12 protein-coding genes are annotated in these 18,450 nt (G+C 75.9%); 7 read left to right on the top strand and 5 right to left on the bottom strand.

The annotated features are described in order from the left end of the window. The 3 genes from MHY29_RS01860 to MHY29_RS01850 form a co-directional block, all read right to left on the bottom strand. Positions 1 to 1,038: 3-oxoacyl-ACP synthase III (locus MHY29_RS01860; protein ID WP_224354710.1), on the bottom strand; the 1,038-nt coding region annotated here is incomplete at its 3' end. A gap of 113 nt (positions 1,039 to 1,151) precedes the next feature. Next, positions 1,152 to 2,135, bottom strand: a complete 984-nt coding sequence (locus MHY29_RS12440) for a M56 family metallopeptidase (RefSeq protein WP_224354711.1) — start codon at positions 2,133 to 2,135, stop codon at positions 1,152 to 1,154. 12 nt (positions 2,136 to 2,147) lie between these two features. Beyond that, positions 2,148 to 2,537, bottom strand: a complete 390-nt coding sequence (locus tag MHY29_RS01850; RefSeq protein ID WP_350354976.1) for a BlaI/MecI/CopY family transcriptional regulator — start codon at positions 2,535 to 2,537, stop codon at positions 2,148 to 2,150. Between the two features lie 118 nt (positions 2,538 to 2,655). Here MHY29_RS01850 and MHY29_RS01845 point away from each other — a divergent pair, with 118 nt between their 5' ends. From MHY29_RS01845 to cydC, 3 genes are read left to right on the top strand one after another with little or no spacing between them, the layout of a single operon-like run. Continuing rightward, the gene (locus MHY29_RS01845) at positions 2,656 to 4,236 is read left to right on the top strand and encodes a cytochrome ubiquinol oxidase subunit I (RefSeq protein WP_224354712.1); all 1,581 of its coding nucleotides are present in this window, start codon (positions 2,656 to 2,658) and stop codon (positions 4,234 to 4,236) included. Between the two features lie 30 nt (positions 4,237 to 4,266). Further along, positions 4,267 to 5,289: a cytochrome d ubiquinol oxidase subunit II gene (cydB, locus tag MHY29_RS01840; RefSeq protein ID WP_224354713.1), complete on the top strand. Its 1,023-nt coding sequence runs from the start codon at positions 4,267 to 4,269 to the stop codon at positions 5,287 to 5,289. After that, a complete protein-coding gene (gene cydC / locus MHY29_RS01835; protein WP_224354714.1) occupies positions 5,286 to 8,927 on the top strand; it encodes a thiol reductant ABC exporter subunit CydC in 3,642 nt (1,213 codons plus the stop codon). The genes cydB and cydC overlap by 4 nt, the downstream gene beginning before the upstream one ends. Positions 8,928 to 8,956: 29 nt before the next feature. Here cydC and MHY29_RS01830 read toward each other — a convergent pair whose 3' ends face one another. Then, a complete protein-coding gene (locus MHY29_RS01830) occupies positions 8,957 to 11,563 on the bottom strand; it encodes a DNA topoisomerase (ATP-hydrolyzing) subunit A (protein ID WP_224354715.1) in 2,607 nt (868 codons plus the stop codon). A gap of 49 nt (positions 11,564 to 11,612) precedes the next feature. Between MHY29_RS01830 and MHY29_RS01825 the strand changes: the two genes are divergently transcribed. The 3 genes from MHY29_RS01825 to MHY29_RS01815 all read left to right on the top strand — a co-directional run bounded on the left by MHY29_RS01825 (position 11,613) and on the right by MHY29_RS01815 (position 16,286). Continuing rightward, positions 11,613 to 14,342, top strand: a complete 2,730-nt coding sequence (locus tag MHY29_RS01825; protein ID WP_239238055.1) for a GNAT family N-acetyltransferase — start codon at positions 11,613 to 11,615, stop codon at positions 14,340 to 14,342. A gap of 79 nt (positions 14,343 to 14,421) precedes the next feature. Continuing rightward, positions 14,422 to 15,084 carry a DUF5998 family protein gene (locus MHY29_RS01820; protein ID WP_224354717.1) on the top strand — a complete coding sequence of 221 codons (663 nt, stop codon included), beginning with the start codon at positions 14,422 to 14,424 and terminating at the stop codon, positions 15,082 to 15,084. A 77-nt stretch (positions 15,085 to 15,161) separates the two neighbouring features. Continuing rightward, positions 15,162 to 16,286: an alkaline phosphatase family protein gene (locus tag MHY29_RS01815; protein WP_239238054.1), complete on the top strand. Its 1,125-nt coding sequence runs from the start codon at positions 15,162 to 15,164 to the stop codon at positions 16,284 to 16,286. 36 nt (positions 16,287 to 16,322) lie between these two features. Here the strand turns inward: MHY29_RS01815 and sepH are convergent, their stop codons facing one another. Further along, positions 16,323 to 17,855, bottom strand: coding sequence for a septation protein SepH (sepH, locus tag MHY29_RS01810; RefSeq protein ID WP_239238053.1), 1,533 nt, complete (start codon positions 17,853 to 17,855; stop codon positions 16,323 to 16,325). Positions 17,856 to 18,131: 276 nt separating this feature from the next. Here sepH and MHY29_RS01805 point away from each other — a divergent pair, with 276 nt between their 5' ends. Next, on the top strand, positions 18,132 to 18,431 hold the full coding sequence (locus MHY29_RS01805) for a DUF4193 domain-containing protein (RefSeq protein ID WP_224354720.1): 300 nt from the start codon (positions 18,132 to 18,134) through the stop codon (positions 18,429 to 18,431). The last annotated feature ends 19 nt before the right edge of the window (positions 18,432 to 18,450 follow it).

The raw sequence follows: 18,450 nt of genomic DNA, 5'->3' as shown, positions 1-18,450 counted from the left end.
CCACTGGATCTCGAGCATGGCGGTGTTCAGGCCCGAGCCCACGCCCAGGCAGACGACGGCGTCCCCGCGCCGGAGCGAGTCCTGCTCGCGCACGAGGGTGATGGGCAGGGAGGCCGGGCCCACGTTGCCCAGCACGGGGAACGTGGTGGGCAGCTTCTCCAGGGGGATGCCCGCGGACTCGGAGATGGCGTCCGTGTGCATCTGGCTGACCTGATGGGTGACGTAGCGCGCGGCGTGGTCCCAGCCCCACTCCGCGGGCACGTCGTGCCACGCGTCCATGACGAGCTCCAGCCCGTCCTTCAGGAGCGCGTTGGAGTCGGTGAACATCCCGTTGTGGTCGCCCACGCACAGCTGGTGGTGGTCGGTGCCGGCGCGCGTGATGCCGCGCAGGATCCGGTGCGCGTCCGGGTGCTCATCCGTGCGGCCCACCACGGCGGCCGCGGCGCCGGAGCCCAGGGTCAGGGAGGCGAACTGCTCCATGAAGTTGCCGCGGACCGTGGTCTCGGCGTGCAGGTTCGCCACGGTGGAGGCCTGCACCTTGGAGGCGTCCTCGGCGGCGACGACGACGGCGTAGTCGATCTGGCCGGCGTCGACCATGGTGGAGGCGAGCATGAGGCCGTTGACGAAGCCCAGGCACGCGTTGGTGATGTCGAAGTTCGTGGCGGAGGTGGGCAGGCCCATCAGGTCGTGGATCCGCACGGCCACGGACGGCTCGAGGGTGGCCCGGGTGACGGAGGTGTTCACGAGCAGGCCCACCTGCCCCGGGGCCACGCCGGCGGCGGCCAGGGCGGCGGTGCCGGCCTCCGCCGCGGCCTGCTGGAAGTCCTTCTGCGCGTCCCATGCGCGGCGGACCTTCACGCCCGCGACGCGCTCGAGCAGGTGCCGTGGCAGGCGCAGGCGGGTGAGGACGTCGGCGAGCTGCTCGTCCAGGTCGTCCGAGGTCACCTCGAGTGGGGCCTGCACCTCGGTCACGGACAGGAGGGCGGCGCGGGAGAACTCGAAGCTGGCGTTACCGGACACGTGGGGGACCTGGACCATTCTGCTCGGGGGGCTGTGACCGCCCGGACCGAGCGGTCCGTTCACTCTAACGGAGCACCCGGGGGGTGACCTGGCCTGGGGTCCTCCGTTCGCCGGCGGCATGGAGGACGAGGTCAGGCGGGACCGAGGATCACCGCGAGGACGGCCAGGGGCAGTGCCAGGCACGCCGCCGCCGCGGCCCCCGCGACGGCGCCCGGCACCGGGGCCGGCGGGTCCAGCAGGCGCGCCACGCGGCGCCCGAGCCCCCCGGACTCCGCGTCCGGTTCGGCATCCGGCCCGGACGCCGAGGCGCCGGGGGCCTCGGCCGGCCGGACCGTGAGCGCCAGCGCGCGGGCGAGGACGGGGGCCGGCGCGGTGCGGCGGGCCGCGTCGTCGGCGAGCATCTCCGTCACCAGCACCACGCCGGCGCGCGCCGTCTCGGCCGAGGGCAGCCACGCGCAGGCCCGGGCCCAGCTGGCGAAGGCCAGGCGGAGCAGCCCGTGGTGCTGGGCCAGGTGGGCGCGCTCGTGGAGGAGCACGGCGCGCAGCTCCTCCGGGGAGAGCCGTTCCAGGAGCCCGCGGGAGACCACGGTCAGCGGGGTGCCGCCGCCGGGGACTCCGGGCACGCAGTAGGCCAACGGCAGGTCCACGGGCAGCTCGCGCGCCCCGCGGGGGCCTCCGGGCCAGTCGTCGGCGCGCTCGGGGTCCGTGGCGATCAGCTCGAGCGCCGCCCGGTGCCGGGACCGGGCGCGCAGGGTGCGCAGCGCCGTGACCGCGGTGGTGAGCAGCAGGTGCAGGGCCACCGTCAGCCCGGCGCCGACGGCGAGCAGGTGCACCTCGGCCGGCGCCGATCCCGGCCGCGCGATGCCGGAGTCCGGTGAGGTGAGGTCGGCGAGCAGCGCGGGGACGGCGTCGAGCAGGCCGTCCCCCCAGGGGTGCAGCCCCCAGAGGAGGGGCGTGCCCACGAGCGCGAGCCCACCGGCGAGGGCGACCGCCTGCCAGGCGAGCACGGCCAGCCCGGGGGAGCGCGAGGGCCAGGCGGCCCGCCCGAGCAGGACCGGGACGGGCCCGGCGAGGCACAGGGCGACCGCCGCGAGGACGAGCACGGAGAAGGACACCCCGGTGCCCGCTCAGGTCAGCAGGCGGCGCAGGGCGGCCGCGTCCGCGTCGGAGATGCCGCCGACGAAGGCGGCCAGCACCGCCTCGTGGTCCGGGCTGGACCCGAGGATGTCCTGCAGCAGTCCCGCCGCATGCTGCTCGCGGGTGCGGGCGGCGGCGAACACCTGGGGGCGGCGGGCGCCCACCCGGCGGACGTGGCCCTTGGCCGTCAGGCGGGAGAGGGCGGTGAGGACGGTGGTGACCGCGGGGGCTCCGTCCTCCCGCTCGAGGCGGACGCGCAGCTCCTGGGCGGTCAGGCCGTCGGGGTGGTCCCAGAGCGCGTCCAGGACGGCGCCCTCGAGGCGGGCACGGGCCATGGTCTCACCTCCGGGATCGGCGCGGGCGGGGAGCGGACGGTCCACGATCCTAGGCGATCGACTCGCCACGGACCATGTTCTACACGGTGTAGAAGAGGGGCTACCCTGGACGGGATCCCCCGGCCGCATCCCCGGCCGTCCGCCGTCCCAGGAGCACCTCACCGTGGATCCCCTCGAACTCGCGCGGTGGCAGTTCGGCATCACCACCGTCTACCACTTCCTCATGGTCCCGCTGACCATCGGCCTCGGCCTCGTCGTCGCCGTCCTGCAGACCCTCTGGGTCCGCACCGGACGCGAGCACTACCTCCGGATGACCAAGTTCTGGGGCAAGCTCTTCCTCATCAACTTCATCATGGGCGTGGCCACCGGCCTGGTGCAGGAGTTCCAGTTCGGCATGGCCTGGTCCGAGTACTCGCGGTTCGTGGGCGACGTCTTCGGCGCCCCGCTCGCCCTCGAGGCCCTGATCGCGTTCTTCCTCGAGTCCGTGTTCCTGGGCATGTGGATCTTCGGCTGGGACCGGCTGCCCCGCAGGCTCCACCTCGCCGCGATCTGGTGCGCCGTGATCGGCGCCCACCTCTCCGCCTACTTCATCATGGCCGCCAACGCGTTCATGCAGCACCCGGTGGGCTACGAGGTGGTGGACGGGCGCCCCGTCCTGAACGACATCGTCGCCGTGCTGACCAACCCGATCGTGCTCACCCACTTCCCGCACACCATCGCGGGCTCGTGGGCCGTGGCCGGCGGGTTCCTGCTCGGCATCAGCTGGTACCACCTCTGGAAGCGCCGCCGCGACGGGATCGACACCGTCGACGCCGAGGGGCGCGTCGTCGTCGGGACGACCGGCTCGAAGGCGCGCGACGCGCTGGACCACCGCGTGTGGATCACCTCGCTGCGCGCCGGCGCGGCCGTCGTGATCGTCGGCTTCCTGGGCACCGCGTTCACCGGCCACGCCCAGGCCCAGCAGATGATCCACTACCAGCCCACCAAGATGGCGTCCGCCGAGGCCGCCTGCCACGACGGCACCGCGTTCTCCGTGCTCACCCTCGGCGACGTGAACACCCCCGGCGCCACGACGTGCGACGACGTCACGGGCGTGATCGAGATCCCCGGCCTGCTCTCCTTCCTCGCCTACAGCGACTTCACGACGCCGGTGCCGGGCATCACCACCCTCCTGCCGCAGTTCGAGGCGCGCTACGGCACGCAGCTGCCGGACGACCCGATGTACGGCGAGCGTGCCGGCCAGGAGATCTCCTATCTGCCGCTCATGGAGGTGACCTATTGGGGCTTCCGGCTGATGATCACCTTCGGCGGCCTCGCCGCCCTGGCCGGTGCGCTGACCCTGTGGATGACCCGCAAGGGCACGGTGCCGGACTCGAAGCCCTGGATGATCACCGCCGTCGCCTCGATCGGCGCGTCCTTCGCGGCGAACGTCGCCGGCTGGGTCTTCACCGAGATGGGCCGCCAGCCGTTCGTCGTCTACCCCAACCCGGCCATGGGCGTCGATGAGGTCTACATGTTCACCGCCGCCGCCGTGTCCCCGGGCGTCTCCGGCGAGGAGGTGCTCACGTCCCTGATCGTGTTCGTCGTCCTCTACGCCGTCCTGCTCGTGGTGGAGGTCGCCCTGCTGGCCCGCTACGTGCGCGGCGGCGTCCCCGCCGGCATGCCGGAGCTGACGGCGGACGAGCACCGCGACCCCGACGACGACCGCCACGACCGCGACGACGTGCTCGCGTTCGCCTACTGACCCCCGACACGGAGAGAGAGGACCGCTCCCATGACCGAGGCCCTGCCCGTCTACTGGTTCGTCATCATCGCCGTGCTCTGGCTCGGCTACCTCGCCCTCGAGGGCTTCGACCTCGGCGTGGGCATGCTCATGCAGGCGTGGGCGCGCGACGAGCGCCGACGCCGCGTGCTGCTGAACATCATCGGCCCCGTGTGGGAGGGCAACGAGGTGTGGCTGATCACCGCGATCGGTGCGATGTTCGCCGCGTTCCCGTTCTGGTACGCCGCCCTGCTGTCCACGCTGTACATCCCCATGCTCCTGCTGCTGTTCGCCCTGATCCTGCGGGCGGTCTCGATCGAGTACCGCGGCAAGGCGCAGACCGACCGCGTCCGCGGCATCTGGACCTGGTGCCTGGCCGTCGGCTCCTTCCTGGCGGCGTTCATCGTGGGCGCGATGCTCGCCCTGACCACCACCGGCCTGCCCCTGGACGCCCACGGCGACCGGGTCGGCGGCCCCTCCGCGTGGCTGAACGGCTGGGCCGTGCTCGGCGGCCTCGCGGTGGTCGGCTTCTCGATCGCCCAGGCCTGGGCCTTCATCGGCCTGAAGACCGACGGCGCCCCGCGCGTCGCCGCGGCGCGCTTCCTGCGCACCTGGACGCCGGTGGCCGTGCTGCCGATGCTCGTGTGGGCGCTCGCGGTCCTGGTCCGCGGCGACCGCCCGGGGGCGTGGATCCTCCTGCTCCTGGCGCTGGCGGCCGTGCTCGTCTCCGTGCTCGCCGCCCGCGCCGGGCGCGAGGGCGTGGCCCTGGCCGGGCTGACCGGGTTCGCCGCCGCCACCTGGAGCGCCGTCATGGTGGCCCAGTTCCCGGTCCTGACGCCGTCCGCCGTGGACCGGGCGTACGACCTCACGGCCCAGGTCTCCTCCTCCGGCTCCTACACGCTCGGCGTGATGGCGGTGGTCAGCCTCGTGTTCGTCCCGATCGTGCTGGCGTACTCGGCGTGGTCCTACTGGGTGTTCCGCCACCGCGTGAAGGAGACGCACATCCCCGAGTCCCACATCGTGGAGCCCGTGTGACCGACCGCCCACCCCGGCGCCGCGGCCGGGTCCGCGCGGGACGCGGCCCGGGCCCGGGCCTGGACCGCCGCGCCCGCCGGGCCGTCGGCGTCATGGCGCTGCTGGCCGGCGTGCGCGCGCTCGGCTGGATCCTGCTGGCGGAGTCGCTGGCCCGGCTGCTGACCTCGCTGGCCATGACCCTGGACCCGGAGGCGTCCGCGCAGCTGTTCCAGCTGCTCTTCATGCCCCCAGCCCCGGTCGGCCCGGTGGGGCCCGTGGCGGACGTCGCCGGCGTCGTCGTGCTGGGGGCCGCGGGCGTGGTGCTGCGCGCCCTGGCGGACCAGGGCCAGCACGTGGCGGGCCGCCGCGCCGCCCTCGGCGCCCAGGTCGGCATCCGGCGCGAGCTGGTGGCGCATCGGCTCGCCGCCACGGACGGCACCCGGCCCCGCTCGGGCGCGGACGCCGTGCTCGTCACGCACGGGCTGGCCGGCCTGGACGACTACTACACCGAGGTGCTGCCCGCCCTGGCCTCCGCCGCCGTGGTCCCCCCGATGCTCGGCGTGTGGATCCTGACCCGGGACGGGGTGTCCGCGGCCGTCGTGCTGCTCACGGTGCCGCTGATCCCGTTCTTCATGGTGCTGATCGGTCGGCACACCCAGGAGCGCATCGCCGCCGCCCAGGACGGCCTCGACCGCATCTCGGGCCAGCTGCTCGAGCTGGCCCGCGGCCTGCCCGTCCTGGTCGGGCTGCGCCGGGCCGGCGTCCAGCGACGCGCCCTCGAGAAGGCCTCCGAGCGGTACCACGCGGCCACCCTGGGCACCCTGCGCACGGCGTTCGTCTCCGGCCTCGCGCTCGAGCTGATCGCGTCCCTGTCCGTGGCGATCATGGCCGTGTTCATCGGCGTGCGGCTGGTCTACGGGCAGATGGACCTGTACTCCGGGCTCGTGGTGCTCGTGCTCGCCGCCGAGGTCTACCTGCCCCTGCGCGAGGTCGGTTCCGCATACCACTCCTCCGAGGACGGCCGGGCCGCCGCGGAGCGCGCGGCGGCCGCCGTGGCCGAGCCCGTCCCGACGCCGGCCCTCGCCTCCTTGGCTTGGCCCGGCCCCGAGACCGGCCAGGACCACGGGACGGACGGCGGGATGGACGACGGGATGGACGACCGGACCCCCGCCGCGGGGACCGTCCTCCTGCGCGACGTGTCCGTCTCCCGCGGTCCGCGCCCCGTGGTGCGCGGGGCGGACCTGACCCTGCGCCCCGGCGGGCTGACGGTGCTCGGCTCGGCCTCGGGCGCGGGCAAGTCGACCCTCCTGCACCTGCTCGCCGGCGTGCTCCGGACGCCCGACGTCGCCGTCTCGGGGACCGTGGCCGGGGTGGACTCGGACCGCACCCTCTGGGTGGGACAGCATCCCCGCTTCCTCGAGGCCACCGTGGACGCCGAGCTCGACGCGGCCGCCGGGGGAGCGCTCGCGGCCCCGGTCCGGCGTGAGGTGCTGCGGGCCGCGGCGCTGGCGGACTTCGGTGCGCGGGCCCCGCACGAGCTCAGTCCGGGGGAACAGCGGCGCGTGGCCCTCGCGCGGGCGATGTCCCGCCTCGCCGCCGACCGAACGGCCGTGGAGACGCGGCCGTGGCTTGTGCTCCTCGACGAGCCCACGGCCCACCTGGACGACGCCTCGGCCGCCGTGGTCCGGGCCACCGTGGGCGCGCTCGCCCGGGGTGCCGTGCCGGGCCTGCCCACGCCGCCGGCCGCCGTCCTGGCCGCCTCGCACGACCCGGTCCTGCAGCGGGCTGCGGACGCCCTCGTGGACGTGGAGGGCCGTCCCCTCGCGCCGGGCGCGGACGCCGCCCCGTACGCCGACCCGGACGCCGCCGGGCCGCCGCTCGCGGCCGGGGCGCCGGACGATGCCGGGCCCGGGGACGCTCCCGACGCGCCGCGGGGGGAGGGTTCCGAGGGTCGGCCGAGCCTGCGCGCCGTCCTCGCCGTGCTGCCCTGGGGGGCGCCCCGGCTGTGGGCCGGCGTCGGATGGGCGACCCTGACTCACCTGGCGGCCGCCCTGCTCGCGGGACTGTCCGGCTGGCTCATCGTCACCGCGGCGGGCCGGCCGCCGATCCTCTATCTGCTCTCCGTGATCGTCCTGGTGCGCGGGTTCGGCCTGTTCCGCGCCGTGTTCCGCTACGCCGACCGCCTGGCCACGCACGACGCCGTGCTGCGCTGGGCCTCCGAGCTGCGCCTGCGGCTCTGGGACGCCATGGGCCGTCGCCCGGCCCTGTGGAGCCGGCTCTCCCGGGCCGACGGCGCGCTCTCGGTGCTCCTGTCCGACGTGGACGCCCTGCGCGACGCCGCGCCCCGCGTGCTGGTGCCCGTCCCGGCCGCGGTGCTGGCGTGGGCCGTCACCGCCCTGTTGATCGGCGGGCTGGCCCCCGAGCTCGCCGTCACGGCGCTCGTCCCGGGGGCCGTGGGGCTGCTGGTCATCCCCGTGGTCGTGGCCGCGCTGGACCGCCGCGACACCCTGCTCACGGCGCGGCGGCGCGCGGCCCTGCTGGACCGCGTCTCCGCCGTGCTCGGCGCGGCCCCGGACCTGCACGGACTCGGCCGGACGCGTGAGGCCGCGGCCGCCCTGACCGCGTGGGACGAAGACCTGCAGAGGCCGCAACGGCGGGCCGCCTGGGTGGCCGGCCTCGGCCGGGCCCTCGCGGTCCTCGCCTCCGGCGGGGCGGCCCTGGCCGCCGCCCTGACGGCCACGCAGACCGGCACGTCGACGCCGGTCGCCGCCTTCGTCGTGTTCCTCGCCCTGTCCTGGGCCGAGCCCCTCGGCGCCCTCGCCCAGGCGGCGCAGCAGACCGGGACCCTCGTGGACCAGGCGCGGCAGGCCGCGGGTCTGCTCGGCGTGGAGGACGAGGCCGCATCCGGCGCGACGTCCGCCGCCCCGGACGAGGCGGCAGCGTCGGCCGCGGGGTCGTCCGCACCGGCCGGGCGGATCACGGGCGTGCGCCTGGAGGACGCCGCCTACGCCTATCCGGGCTCGACGCGCGTGCTGTGGTCCGGCCTCGACGTCGCGCTGGAATCCGGGCAGACCGCCGCCGTCACCGGCCCCTCGGGGGCGGGCAAGTCCACTCTGCTGGCCGTCCTGCTCGGGTTCCTGACGCCGACCGCCGGCCGGCACCTGCTCACCGTCGAGCGGGACGGCGTGAGCCGCGAGGCCCCGGCGGACCCGGCCGCCCTGGCGCGGGTCGCCTGGACCCCGCAGGACGCGCTCGTCTTCGACTCCACCGTGCGCGGCAACCTGGCCCTGGCCCGGGACGCCGACGACGCCCCCACCGATGCCGAACTCGCGGACACGCTGCGCCTCGTCGGCCTGGGCCGCTGGCTCGACGCCGCCCCGGACGGGCTGGACACCCCCGTCGGCCCCGGCGGGGACCGCCTCTCCGGCGGCGAGCGACAGCGCCTGGCCGTCGCCCGCGCCCTCGTGGCCCGCGCCGACGTCGTGCTGCTGGACGAGCCCACGGCCCACGTGGGCCAGGACGAGGCCCTCGCGCTCATGGCGGACCTGCGCCGCGCGCTGGCCGGGCGGATCGCGGTGGTGGCCACCCACGATCCGCGGGTGGCCGCCGCGGCGGACGTCCGGGTCCGGCTCGGAGGAGACGCGGCCGGTCACCCCTGACCCCGGCCCGCCCGGCCGGGGCGCCGGCGTCAGTCCGCCGAGACCTCCACGCCGGAGTCGTCCACGGGGGCGGCCGCGACGAGCTCGGGGGACGCCCCGGCGCCCACGGCCTCGACGCGCTGGTCCACGGGCACGCCCGAGCCGTCGCGGCGGCCGTACTCGACCGGCAGGGCGCGGGCCACGCCGGCCTTCGAGGCGGCCAGGGCCGGGGAGGCGCCGACCCACGCGAGCGTCAGGTGGGTCTCGCCCTTGAGCAGTCGGTGCGCGCGCACGCCGCCGGTGCCGCGGCCCTTCACCGGGTACTCGCCCAGGGGGGTGACCTTGACGGACCCGCCGGCCGAGCCGAGCAGGTCCGCGTCCCCGTCCGTCACCGTCACCACGACGGCGGGCCGCGGGTGGGCGGCCGGATCCTCGCCCTCCGCGGTCATCGAGGCGGCCGGGGCGACGCCGAACGCGATCACGGCGTCCTCCGCCCCCACGCGCAGGCCGGCGACGCCCCCGCCGGCCGGGCCCTGGGGGCGCACCTGGGAGGCCGCGAAGTGCAGCAGCTGGCCGGCACGCGTGACGAACACGAGGTGGTCGCCGTCGTCCGGGGCCGGAGCGGCACCCACCACGGAGTCCCCGTCCTTGAGCGCGATGGCGGTGAGCTCGTCCCGGTTCAGCGGCCATTCGGGGCGCACCCGCTTGACCACCCCGTGCGCGGTGCCGAGGGCGAGCACTGCATCGAGGGGCACGAGGGCCACGAGCGACTCGCCCTTGGCCAGCGGCACGAGGTCCTTCGCGGGGCGGGCCGCCGTCAACGCGGGCGCGGGGGAGGACTCCTCCGCCGCGGGCAGCTCGACGGCCTGCAGGCGCAGCACGCGGCCGGTGCTCGTCAGTGCGCCGACCTCGCCGCGCGCCGTCGTCGGCACCACGGAGACGAACGCGTCGTGCTTGCGCCGCCGGCCCTGCGGGGCCAGGGGGGTGCGGTCCACGGTGCGCAGCAGCCGCCCGGTGGTGGTGAGCAGGGCCCAGCAGGCCGTGTCCGGGATCATCAGCTCGCCGCCGTCCGACGGGCCGGTCCCCGCGGGCAGGGCCGGCTCGCCGGGGGCGGAGACCACGGAGGCGGCCGCGTCCGCGGTCACCAGCTCGGTGCGGCGGTCGTCGCCGAACTCGTCGGCCACGGCCTGCAGCTCGGCGGAGACCACCTCGCGCAGCCGGGCGTCGGAGGCGAGGATCGCCTCGAGCTCAGCGATCGCGGCCGCGAGCTCGTCGCGCTCGGCCTCGAGCTCGATGCGCGAGAACTTCGTGAGCTGGCGCAGGCGCAGCTCGAGGATGTGCTCGGCCTGGACCTGGGAGAGGTCGAAGACCTGCATGAGGCGGGTGCGGGCCGCGGCGGTGTCGTCCGAGGAGCGGATGATCTCGATGACCTCGTCGATGTCCACGAGGGCCAGCAGCAGGCCCTCCACCAGGTGCAGGCGGTCCCGGCGCTCACCCAGCCGGTGCACGGTGCGCCGGCGGACCACGTCCATGCGGTGGTCCACGTACACCTGCAGCAGCTCGCGCAGCCCCAGGGTGCGGGGCCGGCCGTCCACGAGGGCCACGTTGTTGATGCCGAAGGACTCCTCCATGGGCGTGTGCCTGTACAGCGCCGCGAGGACGGCCTGAGCGTTGAAGCCGGACTTGAGCTCCACCACCAGGCGCAGCCCGTGCTTGCGGTCCGTGAGGTCCACGACGTCGGAGATGCCCTGCAGGCGGCCGCCGCGGACGCCGTCCTTGATCTTCTCGATCACCTTCTCCGGGCCCACCGCGTACGGCAGCTCGGTGACCACGATCCCCGTGCGCCGGCTCGAGACCTGCTCGATGCTCGCCGTGGCCCGCATGCGGAAGGTGCCGCGGCCGGTGGCGTAGGCGTCCCGGATCCCGTCCAGCCCCACGATCCGTCCGCCCGAGGGCAGGTCGGGCCCGGGCACGTGGGCCATGAGCGCCTCGAGGTCCGCGTCCGGATGCGCCAGCAGGTGCCGTGCCGCCGCGACCACCTCGCGCAGGTTGTGCGGCGCCATGTTCGTGGCCATGCCGACGGCGATGCCCGCCGCGCCGTTGACCAGCAGGTTGGGGTAGGCGGCCGGCAGCACGGCCGGCTGCTGGAACTGGTTGTCGTAGTTGGGGACGAAGTCGACCGTGTCCTCGTCCAGGTCCGCCGTCAGGGCGAGGGCCGCCGGGGCCATGCGGGCCTCGGTGTAGCGCGGCGCCGCGGGACCGTCGTCGAGGGAGCCGAAGTTGCCGTGGCCGTCCACCACCGGCAGGCGCAGCGAGAACGGCTGCGCCAGACGCACCATGGCGTCGTAGATCGCCGCGTCCCCGTGGGGATGCAGCTTGCCCATGACCTCGCCGACCACGCGGGCGGACTTCACGTGCCCGCGGTCCGGGCGCAGGCCCATCTGGGACATCATGAACAGGATGCGCCGCTGCACCGGCTTGAGCCCGTCCCGCGCGTCCGGCAGGGCGCGCGAGTAGATCACGGAGTAGGCGTACTCCAGGAACGAGGCCTCCATCTCCTGGGAGACGTCGACGTCGACGATGTTCTCCTGCTCCACGGGGAGGGGGGCCGGGGCGTCGGCCTCGGCGGTGCGGGAGCGGCTCGATCGGGTGGTCATGGTGTGCGGGGGATCCTCACGGGGTCGGTTTGTGTCTACGCTGAATCCTATGGCTGAGCCCGACACCGAGACCGCGTATCCGAGCCAGTGGGAGGCCGACGTCGTCCTCCGCGACGGCGCCACCGCGCGCCTGCGCCCCATCCGCGAGGACGACGTCGACGGCCTGCGCGCCCTGCACGCCGGCCAGTCCGAGTCCTCCATCTACCTGCGCTACTTCACGTTCAAGTCCGAGCTGTCCGCCAAGGAGCTCGAGCGCTTCACGCACGTGGACCACCGGGACCGCGTCGCCCTCGTGATCGAGCGCGGCGGGCGCATCCTCGGCGTCGGCCGCTACGACCGATACGGGGACTCCGACGCCGCCGAGGTCGCCTTCAACATCTCGGACGCCACCCAGGGCCAGGGGCTCGGGTCCATCCTCATGGAGCACCTCTCGGTCGCTGCCCGGGAGAACGGCATCCGCCGTTTCACCGCCGAGGTGCTGCCGGAGAACCGCAAGATGCTCTCCGTGTTCCAGGACTCCGGCTTCGAGGTGACGCGCCACTTCGAGGACGGGGTGGTGGCCGTCGAGTTCCCCATCGACCCCACCGCGCGCTGGCGTGCCGTGGTCGAGTCCCGCGAGCACCGCGCGGAGGCCCGCTCGGTGGCCGAGCTCGTCGAGCCCGAGTCGGTGGCCGTGGTCGGCGCCTCCCGCCATGCGGACGCCGTCGGCTCCATCGTGCTGCGCCACATCCTCGAGGCCGGCTTCACCGGCCGCGTGCACGCCGTGAACCGCGCCGCCGAGGACGTCCAGGGGCTCACGGCCCACGCCTCGCTCAAGGACATCGGCGAGCCCGTGGACCTCGTCGTCGTGGCCGTGCCCGTGGCCGAGGTCGACGCCGTCGTCGCCGAGGCCGCCGAGGCCGGCGCCCAGGGCCTGCTCGTGCTGACCTCCGGGTACGCCGACGCCGGCGAGTCCGGCCTGCTCGCCCAGCGCCGGCTCGTGGCCCGCGCCCGCGCCCGCGGCATGCGCGTGATCGGCCCGGCCTCCGCGGGACTCGTCCGCACCGCCCCCGAGGTCCGCCTCAACGCCTCGCCGTCCCCGGGCCTGGCCTCCCGCGGACCCGTCGGCCTGTTCAGCCAGTCCGGCGCCGTCGGCGCGATGATCACCGCCGGCATGAAGCGCCGCGGCGTGGGCATGTCCACCTCGCTCTCCGCCGGCAACCGCGCCGACGTCTCCGGCAACGACGCCATGCAGTTCTTCGAGGACGACCCCCACACCGCCGCCGTCGGCGTCTACCTGGAGTCCTTCGGCAACCCCCGCAAGTTCACCCGCATCGCGCGGCGCCTGTCCCGGACCAAGCCCGTCGTCGTCGTCCGCTCCGACGTCACCGGGCGCGCCCTCCCGCCCGGCCACGAGACCCGCACCACCCAGGCCCCCGAGGGCGCCGTCGACTCCCTCCTCGACCAGACCGGCGTCCTCGAGGCCGCGACCCACGAGGACATGCTCGACCTCCTCATGGCCGTCGCCACCCAGCCCCTGCCCGCCGGACGCCGCGTCGCCGTCGTCGCGGACTCCCTCGCCCTGGACCGACTCACCCGCGACGCCGCCGCCCTCGCCGGCCTCGACGTCGTCGCCACCCACGGCCTCGGCGACAGCGAGCAGGGCGTCGCCCCGCCCGCCGAGCAGCTCGTCGCGACCGTGGAGGCCGCGCTCGCGGCCGGGGACGGCGACGCCGTCGTCGTGGTGGGCCGCCTCGGCCTGCACCAGGACGAGGACGCGGCGCACGAGGTCGCCCAGGCGCTCGCCCGGGTGGCCGAGGGCGCGACCGTGCCCGTGCTAGGGTGTCTCACGGACGTCGTCTCCGCGCGCTACGGGGGCGCCCGCGTCGGAGGGGCCGCCGCCCCTGCCGCCGACGCCGAGCCCGGCGCACTCCAGCCGGGACTCCCGCTGTACCCCTCGCCGCGCAAGGCCATGACCGTGCTCGGCCGGCTCTGCGACTACGTCGCCTGGCGCCGCGAGGACGCCGGCGAGCCCATCGAGCTGACCGACGTGGACGTCCGCGCCGCGGAGGCGCTCGTCGACCGCGCCCTCGAGCGCGCCCAGGGCACCGAGCTGATCCGCCTCACCGGGGCGGAGACCGAGGAGCTGCTGCGGATCTACGGCATCGGGGTGCTGCGCTCGCGGCGGTTCACCACGCCCGACGAGGCCGTCGCGGCCGCGGAGGAGCTGGGCTTCCCCGTGGCCGTCAAGGCCGTCGACCCGTACCTCCGCCACCGGCTCGACCTCGGCGGCGTGCGCCTGAACCTGGAGGACGCCGAGTCCCTGCGCCAGAACGTGCGCCAGATGCGGGCGGTGCTGGCCCCGTTCGGCGTCACGGAGCTCGAGGTGCAGTCCATGGCGCCCTCCGGCCAGCCCTGCATGGTGACCGCGCTGGAGGACCCCCTCCTGGGCCCGGTGGTCTCCTTCGGCATGGCCGGCGACGCCACGGACCTGCTGGGGGACTGGGTGCACCGCGTGCCCCCGCTGACCGACCAAGACGTCCGGCGCATGGTCCGGTCCCCCCGCGCGGCCGTGAAGCTCGACGGGGTCGGGGGAGTGCCCGCCGTGGACCTGGACGCGCTGGAGGATCTGCTCGCCCGCGTGAGCTGCCTGAAGGACGACCTCCCCGCCGTGGCCCGGCTGCGCTTCGCGCCGGTCCTCGCCGCGCCGACCGGCACCACGGTGCTCTCCGCCGAGGTGGACGTCGCCAACGCCGCCGGCCGCACCGACTCGGCCCGCCGCGCGCTGCGCGCCAGCTGACGGGGTCACCGGTGCAGGAGCGGCGGGGCGGCTGTGCCCGCCGCCCCGCCGCGCGTCGGCGCCGCCTAGCATGGAGGGCATGACCCCGCTGCGCTGGAACAACCACGACGACTCCGCCTCGGACGGCCGCCGCCCGGCCGGGGAGGTCCGCCGCACCCGGCAGACCGTCGACGCCACCGGCACGCTCGAGCAGGCGCTGGCCCGGGCGGGGTACTACCCGGAGCTGGTCTCCCACGCCGTGGCCCTGGAGCTGGAGGGGCGCACGGTCCACGCCCACCTCGTGCACGTGGACACGCACTTCGACTACGAGGAGATCCACCGGCACATCACCGTCCTGGTGGTCGCGGACGACGTCATGCTCGCCGTGCACCTCGACGACCACGCCGCGGACCCGGCCGGGCACTCGGTGCTGGCGCAGGTGGCCACGGAGATGGTGCCCCTGCGCGCCATCGAGTCGGTGCTCATCACCACCGGCCACGCGACTCCGGAGCGCTACCGCCCCACCGATCCGGTGGCCGAGGTGACCCTCGGAGTGCAGTGGGCGGGCGGCCAGCGCCTGGACCTGCAGCCGGCGGGCTGCGCGGACCCGCAGTGCGACGCCGACCACGGCTACACGGGCACCAGCGTGCGCGAGGACCTCGTGATCCGCGTCGCCGCCGACGCCGAGGGGCAGGGCGCGGTGGACGCCGCCCTGGCCTTCGCGCGGACCCTCCGCCGCGTGCACCTGGCGGCGGTCGCGTGACCGGCCCGGACGCCGCCGCTCCTGCCGGCCCGGGGCTTCCCCCCGGGCCCGTCCCGCCCGAGCGCGCGCTGCGCTCCGTGCTGACCTCCTCCGCGGCGGCCCTCGGCGTGCCCGGCTGCGCGAACGCGCTGGGCGTGCCGGTGACGCGGCGCGTCGTCGTCGCGCTCGTGGACGGGCTCGGCCGGGGCGTCCTGAAGCGCTTCAGCGGCCACGCCCCGACCCTGCGGGCGGCCATGGCCGACGGCGGTCGGGTGCTCACGGCCGCCACCCCGACCACCACGGCGGCCTCGCTGACAAGCCTGGGCACCGGACTCGACGTGGGGGAGCACGGCGTCGCCGGCTACGACGTCCTCGACCCGGACCGGGGGGTGGTCGTCAACATGCTCGGCGGCTGGGACGAGGCCACGGACCCGCTGGCCTGGCAGCCGCACCCCACGGTGTTCGAGCGGGCCGTGGAGGCCGGCGTCGACGCCGTCACCGTCTCGCTGCCCGAGTTCGAGCACTCCGCGCTGACCCGCGCAGGGCTGCGCGGCGGCCGGTTCGTCGGCGGGCGCGGCCTCCTCGCCCGGGCCGGTCACGCGGAGCGGGTGCTGGCGGACGCCCGCGTGCCCACGCTCGTCTACTTCTACGTCAACGAGCTGGACAAGGCCGGCCACCGCGACGGCGTCGGCTCCCGCTCCTGGCTCCACGCCCTGGAGGAGGTGGACGCCGCCCTCCGCCGCCTCGTGTCGCGCGTCCCCGCGGGGACCGTGGTGCTCGCCACGGGCGACCACGGCATGGTGGACGTCGCGGAGTCCCGACGCGTGGACTACGCGGCCCTCGGCGACGACGGCGCGCCGGTCAGGCCGGGGCTGCTCGCGGGGGTGGCCCACACGGCGGGCGAACCGCGCCTGGTGCAGCTGCACTTCGCCCCGACGGCGACCCCCGCGGAGCGCGAGGGGACCCGCCGGGCATGGGAGGACGCCTACGGGGACCAGGCCTGGATCCTCACCCGTGACGAGGCCGTGGCCGCGGGGTGGTTCGGCGAGCGCGTCGCGGAACGCGTCCTGCCGCGCATCGGCGACCTGCTCGTGGCGTGCCACGGGGAGCTCGCGCTCTACGATGGGCGCCGCGTGAGCCCACGCGCGTTCGCGATGGTCGGGCAGCACGGGTCGCCGACCCGCGCCGAGCGCGAGGTGCCGCTGCTCACCTGGCGGCGCTGAGGCGCCCCTGCCGCGGGCCGCGCACGGGCTCCGGCGTCAGTCGCTCTTCTTGCCGAAGACGATGTCGTCCCAGCTGGGCACCGAGGCGCGCCGCGCGGCGGAGCGCGCCCGGGGCCGCGGCGTCGGCATGGCGGGGCGCTCCCGACGCGCGGTGCGCGCCGGCTCCTCCTCCTGCGGGGCGGCCACCGGCGCATCGGACGGCTCGGCGTCGGCCTGCATGGTTCCGGCCTGCCCGGTTTCGGTCCGATCGGCACCGGAAGGCCCGGCAACGGTCTTCCCGGCGTCGGTCTTCCCTGGGGCCTGCGGCGTCACGGCGTCCTCGCGGCCGGCGGCGTCGACCGCCGGGGCCGCCTCGGCGGCGGGGGAGTCGGCCTCGACGGGCGGGCGGCCGTCCGCGCCGTCCTTCGCGACCTCCTCCCGGAGCGAGGGCAGGCCACGCAGCAGGCGGGCCGCCCGGCCGGGGGCGGCGGGCTCGGTCTCGGCCTGCTCCGTGTGGTCGGCCTCGGCGCCGTCCTGGCGGGCCTCGCGCTCGGCCACGCCGCGGGCGATCAGGTGGGCGAGGGCGTCGTCGGACTCCGCGTCCTGACCGACCCGCCGGCCACGCCGGGCCCGCAGGATCTCGAGCAGGTCGGCGTCGACCCCGGCCGAGGACGGGCTCGCCCCCAGCGGAGTCACGGCCGCGGGGGCGTCGCCGCCCGAGGCCTCCTCACCGCCGCCCTGCTGCGGCGCGGCAGCATCGTCCTCCCGTGTCAGGGGCTCCTCTGCGGTGAACACGTCCCACGCCTCGGCGTCGGAGAGGATCCGCGCCCAGGCGTTCTCCGGGTCCAGCCGACCACCGGCCGGGCGGAACGACCAGCGGGCCGGCGGCTCCTCGGCCGTCAGCGCCCGACCCCGCGGGGGCAGGGGGAACCGGGCGACCACGGTCCATGCGACGCCGCCGCTCTCACGCCAGGCGTCCCACTCCAGGCTCGCCGGGTCCGTGCCGAGCTCGCGCACTCGGTGCTCGGCGAGCGCGCCCAGGGTGGTGGGACCGCCGTCGGCGACGGTGCCGGAGTAGAGGTCCGGGCCGCCGACCCACACCTGGACGGCGCGCGCCTGCTGGGCGATGTAGCCGCGCTCGGCGAGCACCGGGTACCCGTAGGTGCGGACCCGGGAGAACGCGTTCCCGGACTCGCGGGCGACCTGCTCGACGGATGCGCCCGCGCGGATGCGGGCCTGGATGTCACGGGGGCTCAGGGGCTGGGCCTCGGCGGTGGCCGCCGCGCGCACGTCCGCCTGCTCGGCCACCGCCGTCACGGGAGCCGCCGGCTCCTGGGCAGGGGACGGCGCCGGTCGCGGGACCTCCGGGGCGGGGGCCTCCGCGGACGGCTCGTCGGCCTGGGCGGGGGAGGCGGGCGCGGCACCGTCCGCGGGCTCGGCGGCGGGGACCGCGTCCGGGCGGGCCACGTCGTCGAGGGCGAGGCGGCGCAGGAACGGGGTGCGCTCGAGCGTGTGCTCGGTCCCGTCCGGGGCCGCCAGACGGAGGGCGTGCCCGTCCTCGGTGGTGCCGGTCAGTCGGAGCTCGGCCATGGAGGCGGTCCCTTCCGTGTCGTCGAGCCGGGGCGGGGGCGCCGCCCGGGCAGGGTTTCTCCGATCCTAACGGCCGGGGAGGCCCCCGCGGCGGGACCTGCGCCCGGGCGGTCCAGTCCGCCGGGAGCGGAGCATTTTGCTCCGCGCCCCTCATGGTGCACAATCTACGCGCAACGGCGCTGGACGGGCCCTCCGCGATCTCCGCGGCGCCCGCCGACGGCGCCCCCCGACACCGGTCCCGGTGCCGTCCCACCACCAGCGGAGCGTGAGATCCCCATGGCCACCGACTACGACGCACCTCGCAAGAACGAGGAAGAGCTGAGCCAGAACTCCATCGAGGAGCTCAAGGCCCGGCGCACCGACACCCAGTCGGCCGTGGTGGACGAGGACGAGACGGAGGCCGCGGAGGGCTTCGAGCTCCCCGGCGCCGACCTCTCCGGCGAGGAGCTGATGGTCCGCGTGCTCCCCGCGCAGTCGGACGAGTTCACCTGTGCCTCCTGCTTCCTGGTGCGCCACCGGTCGCAGGCCGCGCGCGAGGAGGGCGGCCTCGTCTACTGCACCGACTGCGAGGGCTGACCCACCGCCACGACGACGC

The sequence above is a fragment of the Micrococcus sp. ACRRV genome, from assembly GCF_022346985.1.
Taxonomy (GTDB): domain Bacteria; phylum Actinomycetota; class Actinomycetes; order Actinomycetales; family Micrococcaceae; genus Micrococcus; species Micrococcus porci.
The sequence above is the reverse complement of the archived record's forward strand: the minus strand, read 5'-3'. Positions and strand labels throughout refer to the sequence as shown.

Bases quoted from the DNA above. Each gene is read 5' to 3' on its own strand.
- cydB (WP_224354713.1), top strand. From the start codon at position 4,267: ATGACCGAGGCCCTGCCCGTCTACTGGTTCGTCATCATCGCCGTGCTC.
- MHY29_RS01830 (WP_224354715.1), bottom strand. From the start codon at position 11,563: ATGACCACCCGATCGAGCCGCTCCCGCACCGCCGAGGCCGACGCCCCG.
- MHY29_RS01825 (WP_239238055.1), top strand. From the start codon at position 11,613: ATGGCTGAGCCCGACACCGAGACCGCGTATCCGAGCCAGTGGGAGGCC.
- MHY29_RS01820 (WP_224354717.1), top strand. From the start codon at position 14,422: ATGACCCCGCTGCGCTGGAACAACCACGACGACTCCGCCTCGGACGGC.
- sepH (WP_239238053.1), bottom strand. From the start codon at position 17,855: ATGGCCGAGCTCCGACTGACCGGCACCACCGAGGACGGGCACGCCCTC.
- MHY29_RS01805 (WP_224354720.1), top strand. From the start codon at position 18,132: ATGGCCACCGACTACGACGCACCTCGCAAGAACGAGGAAGAGCTGAGC.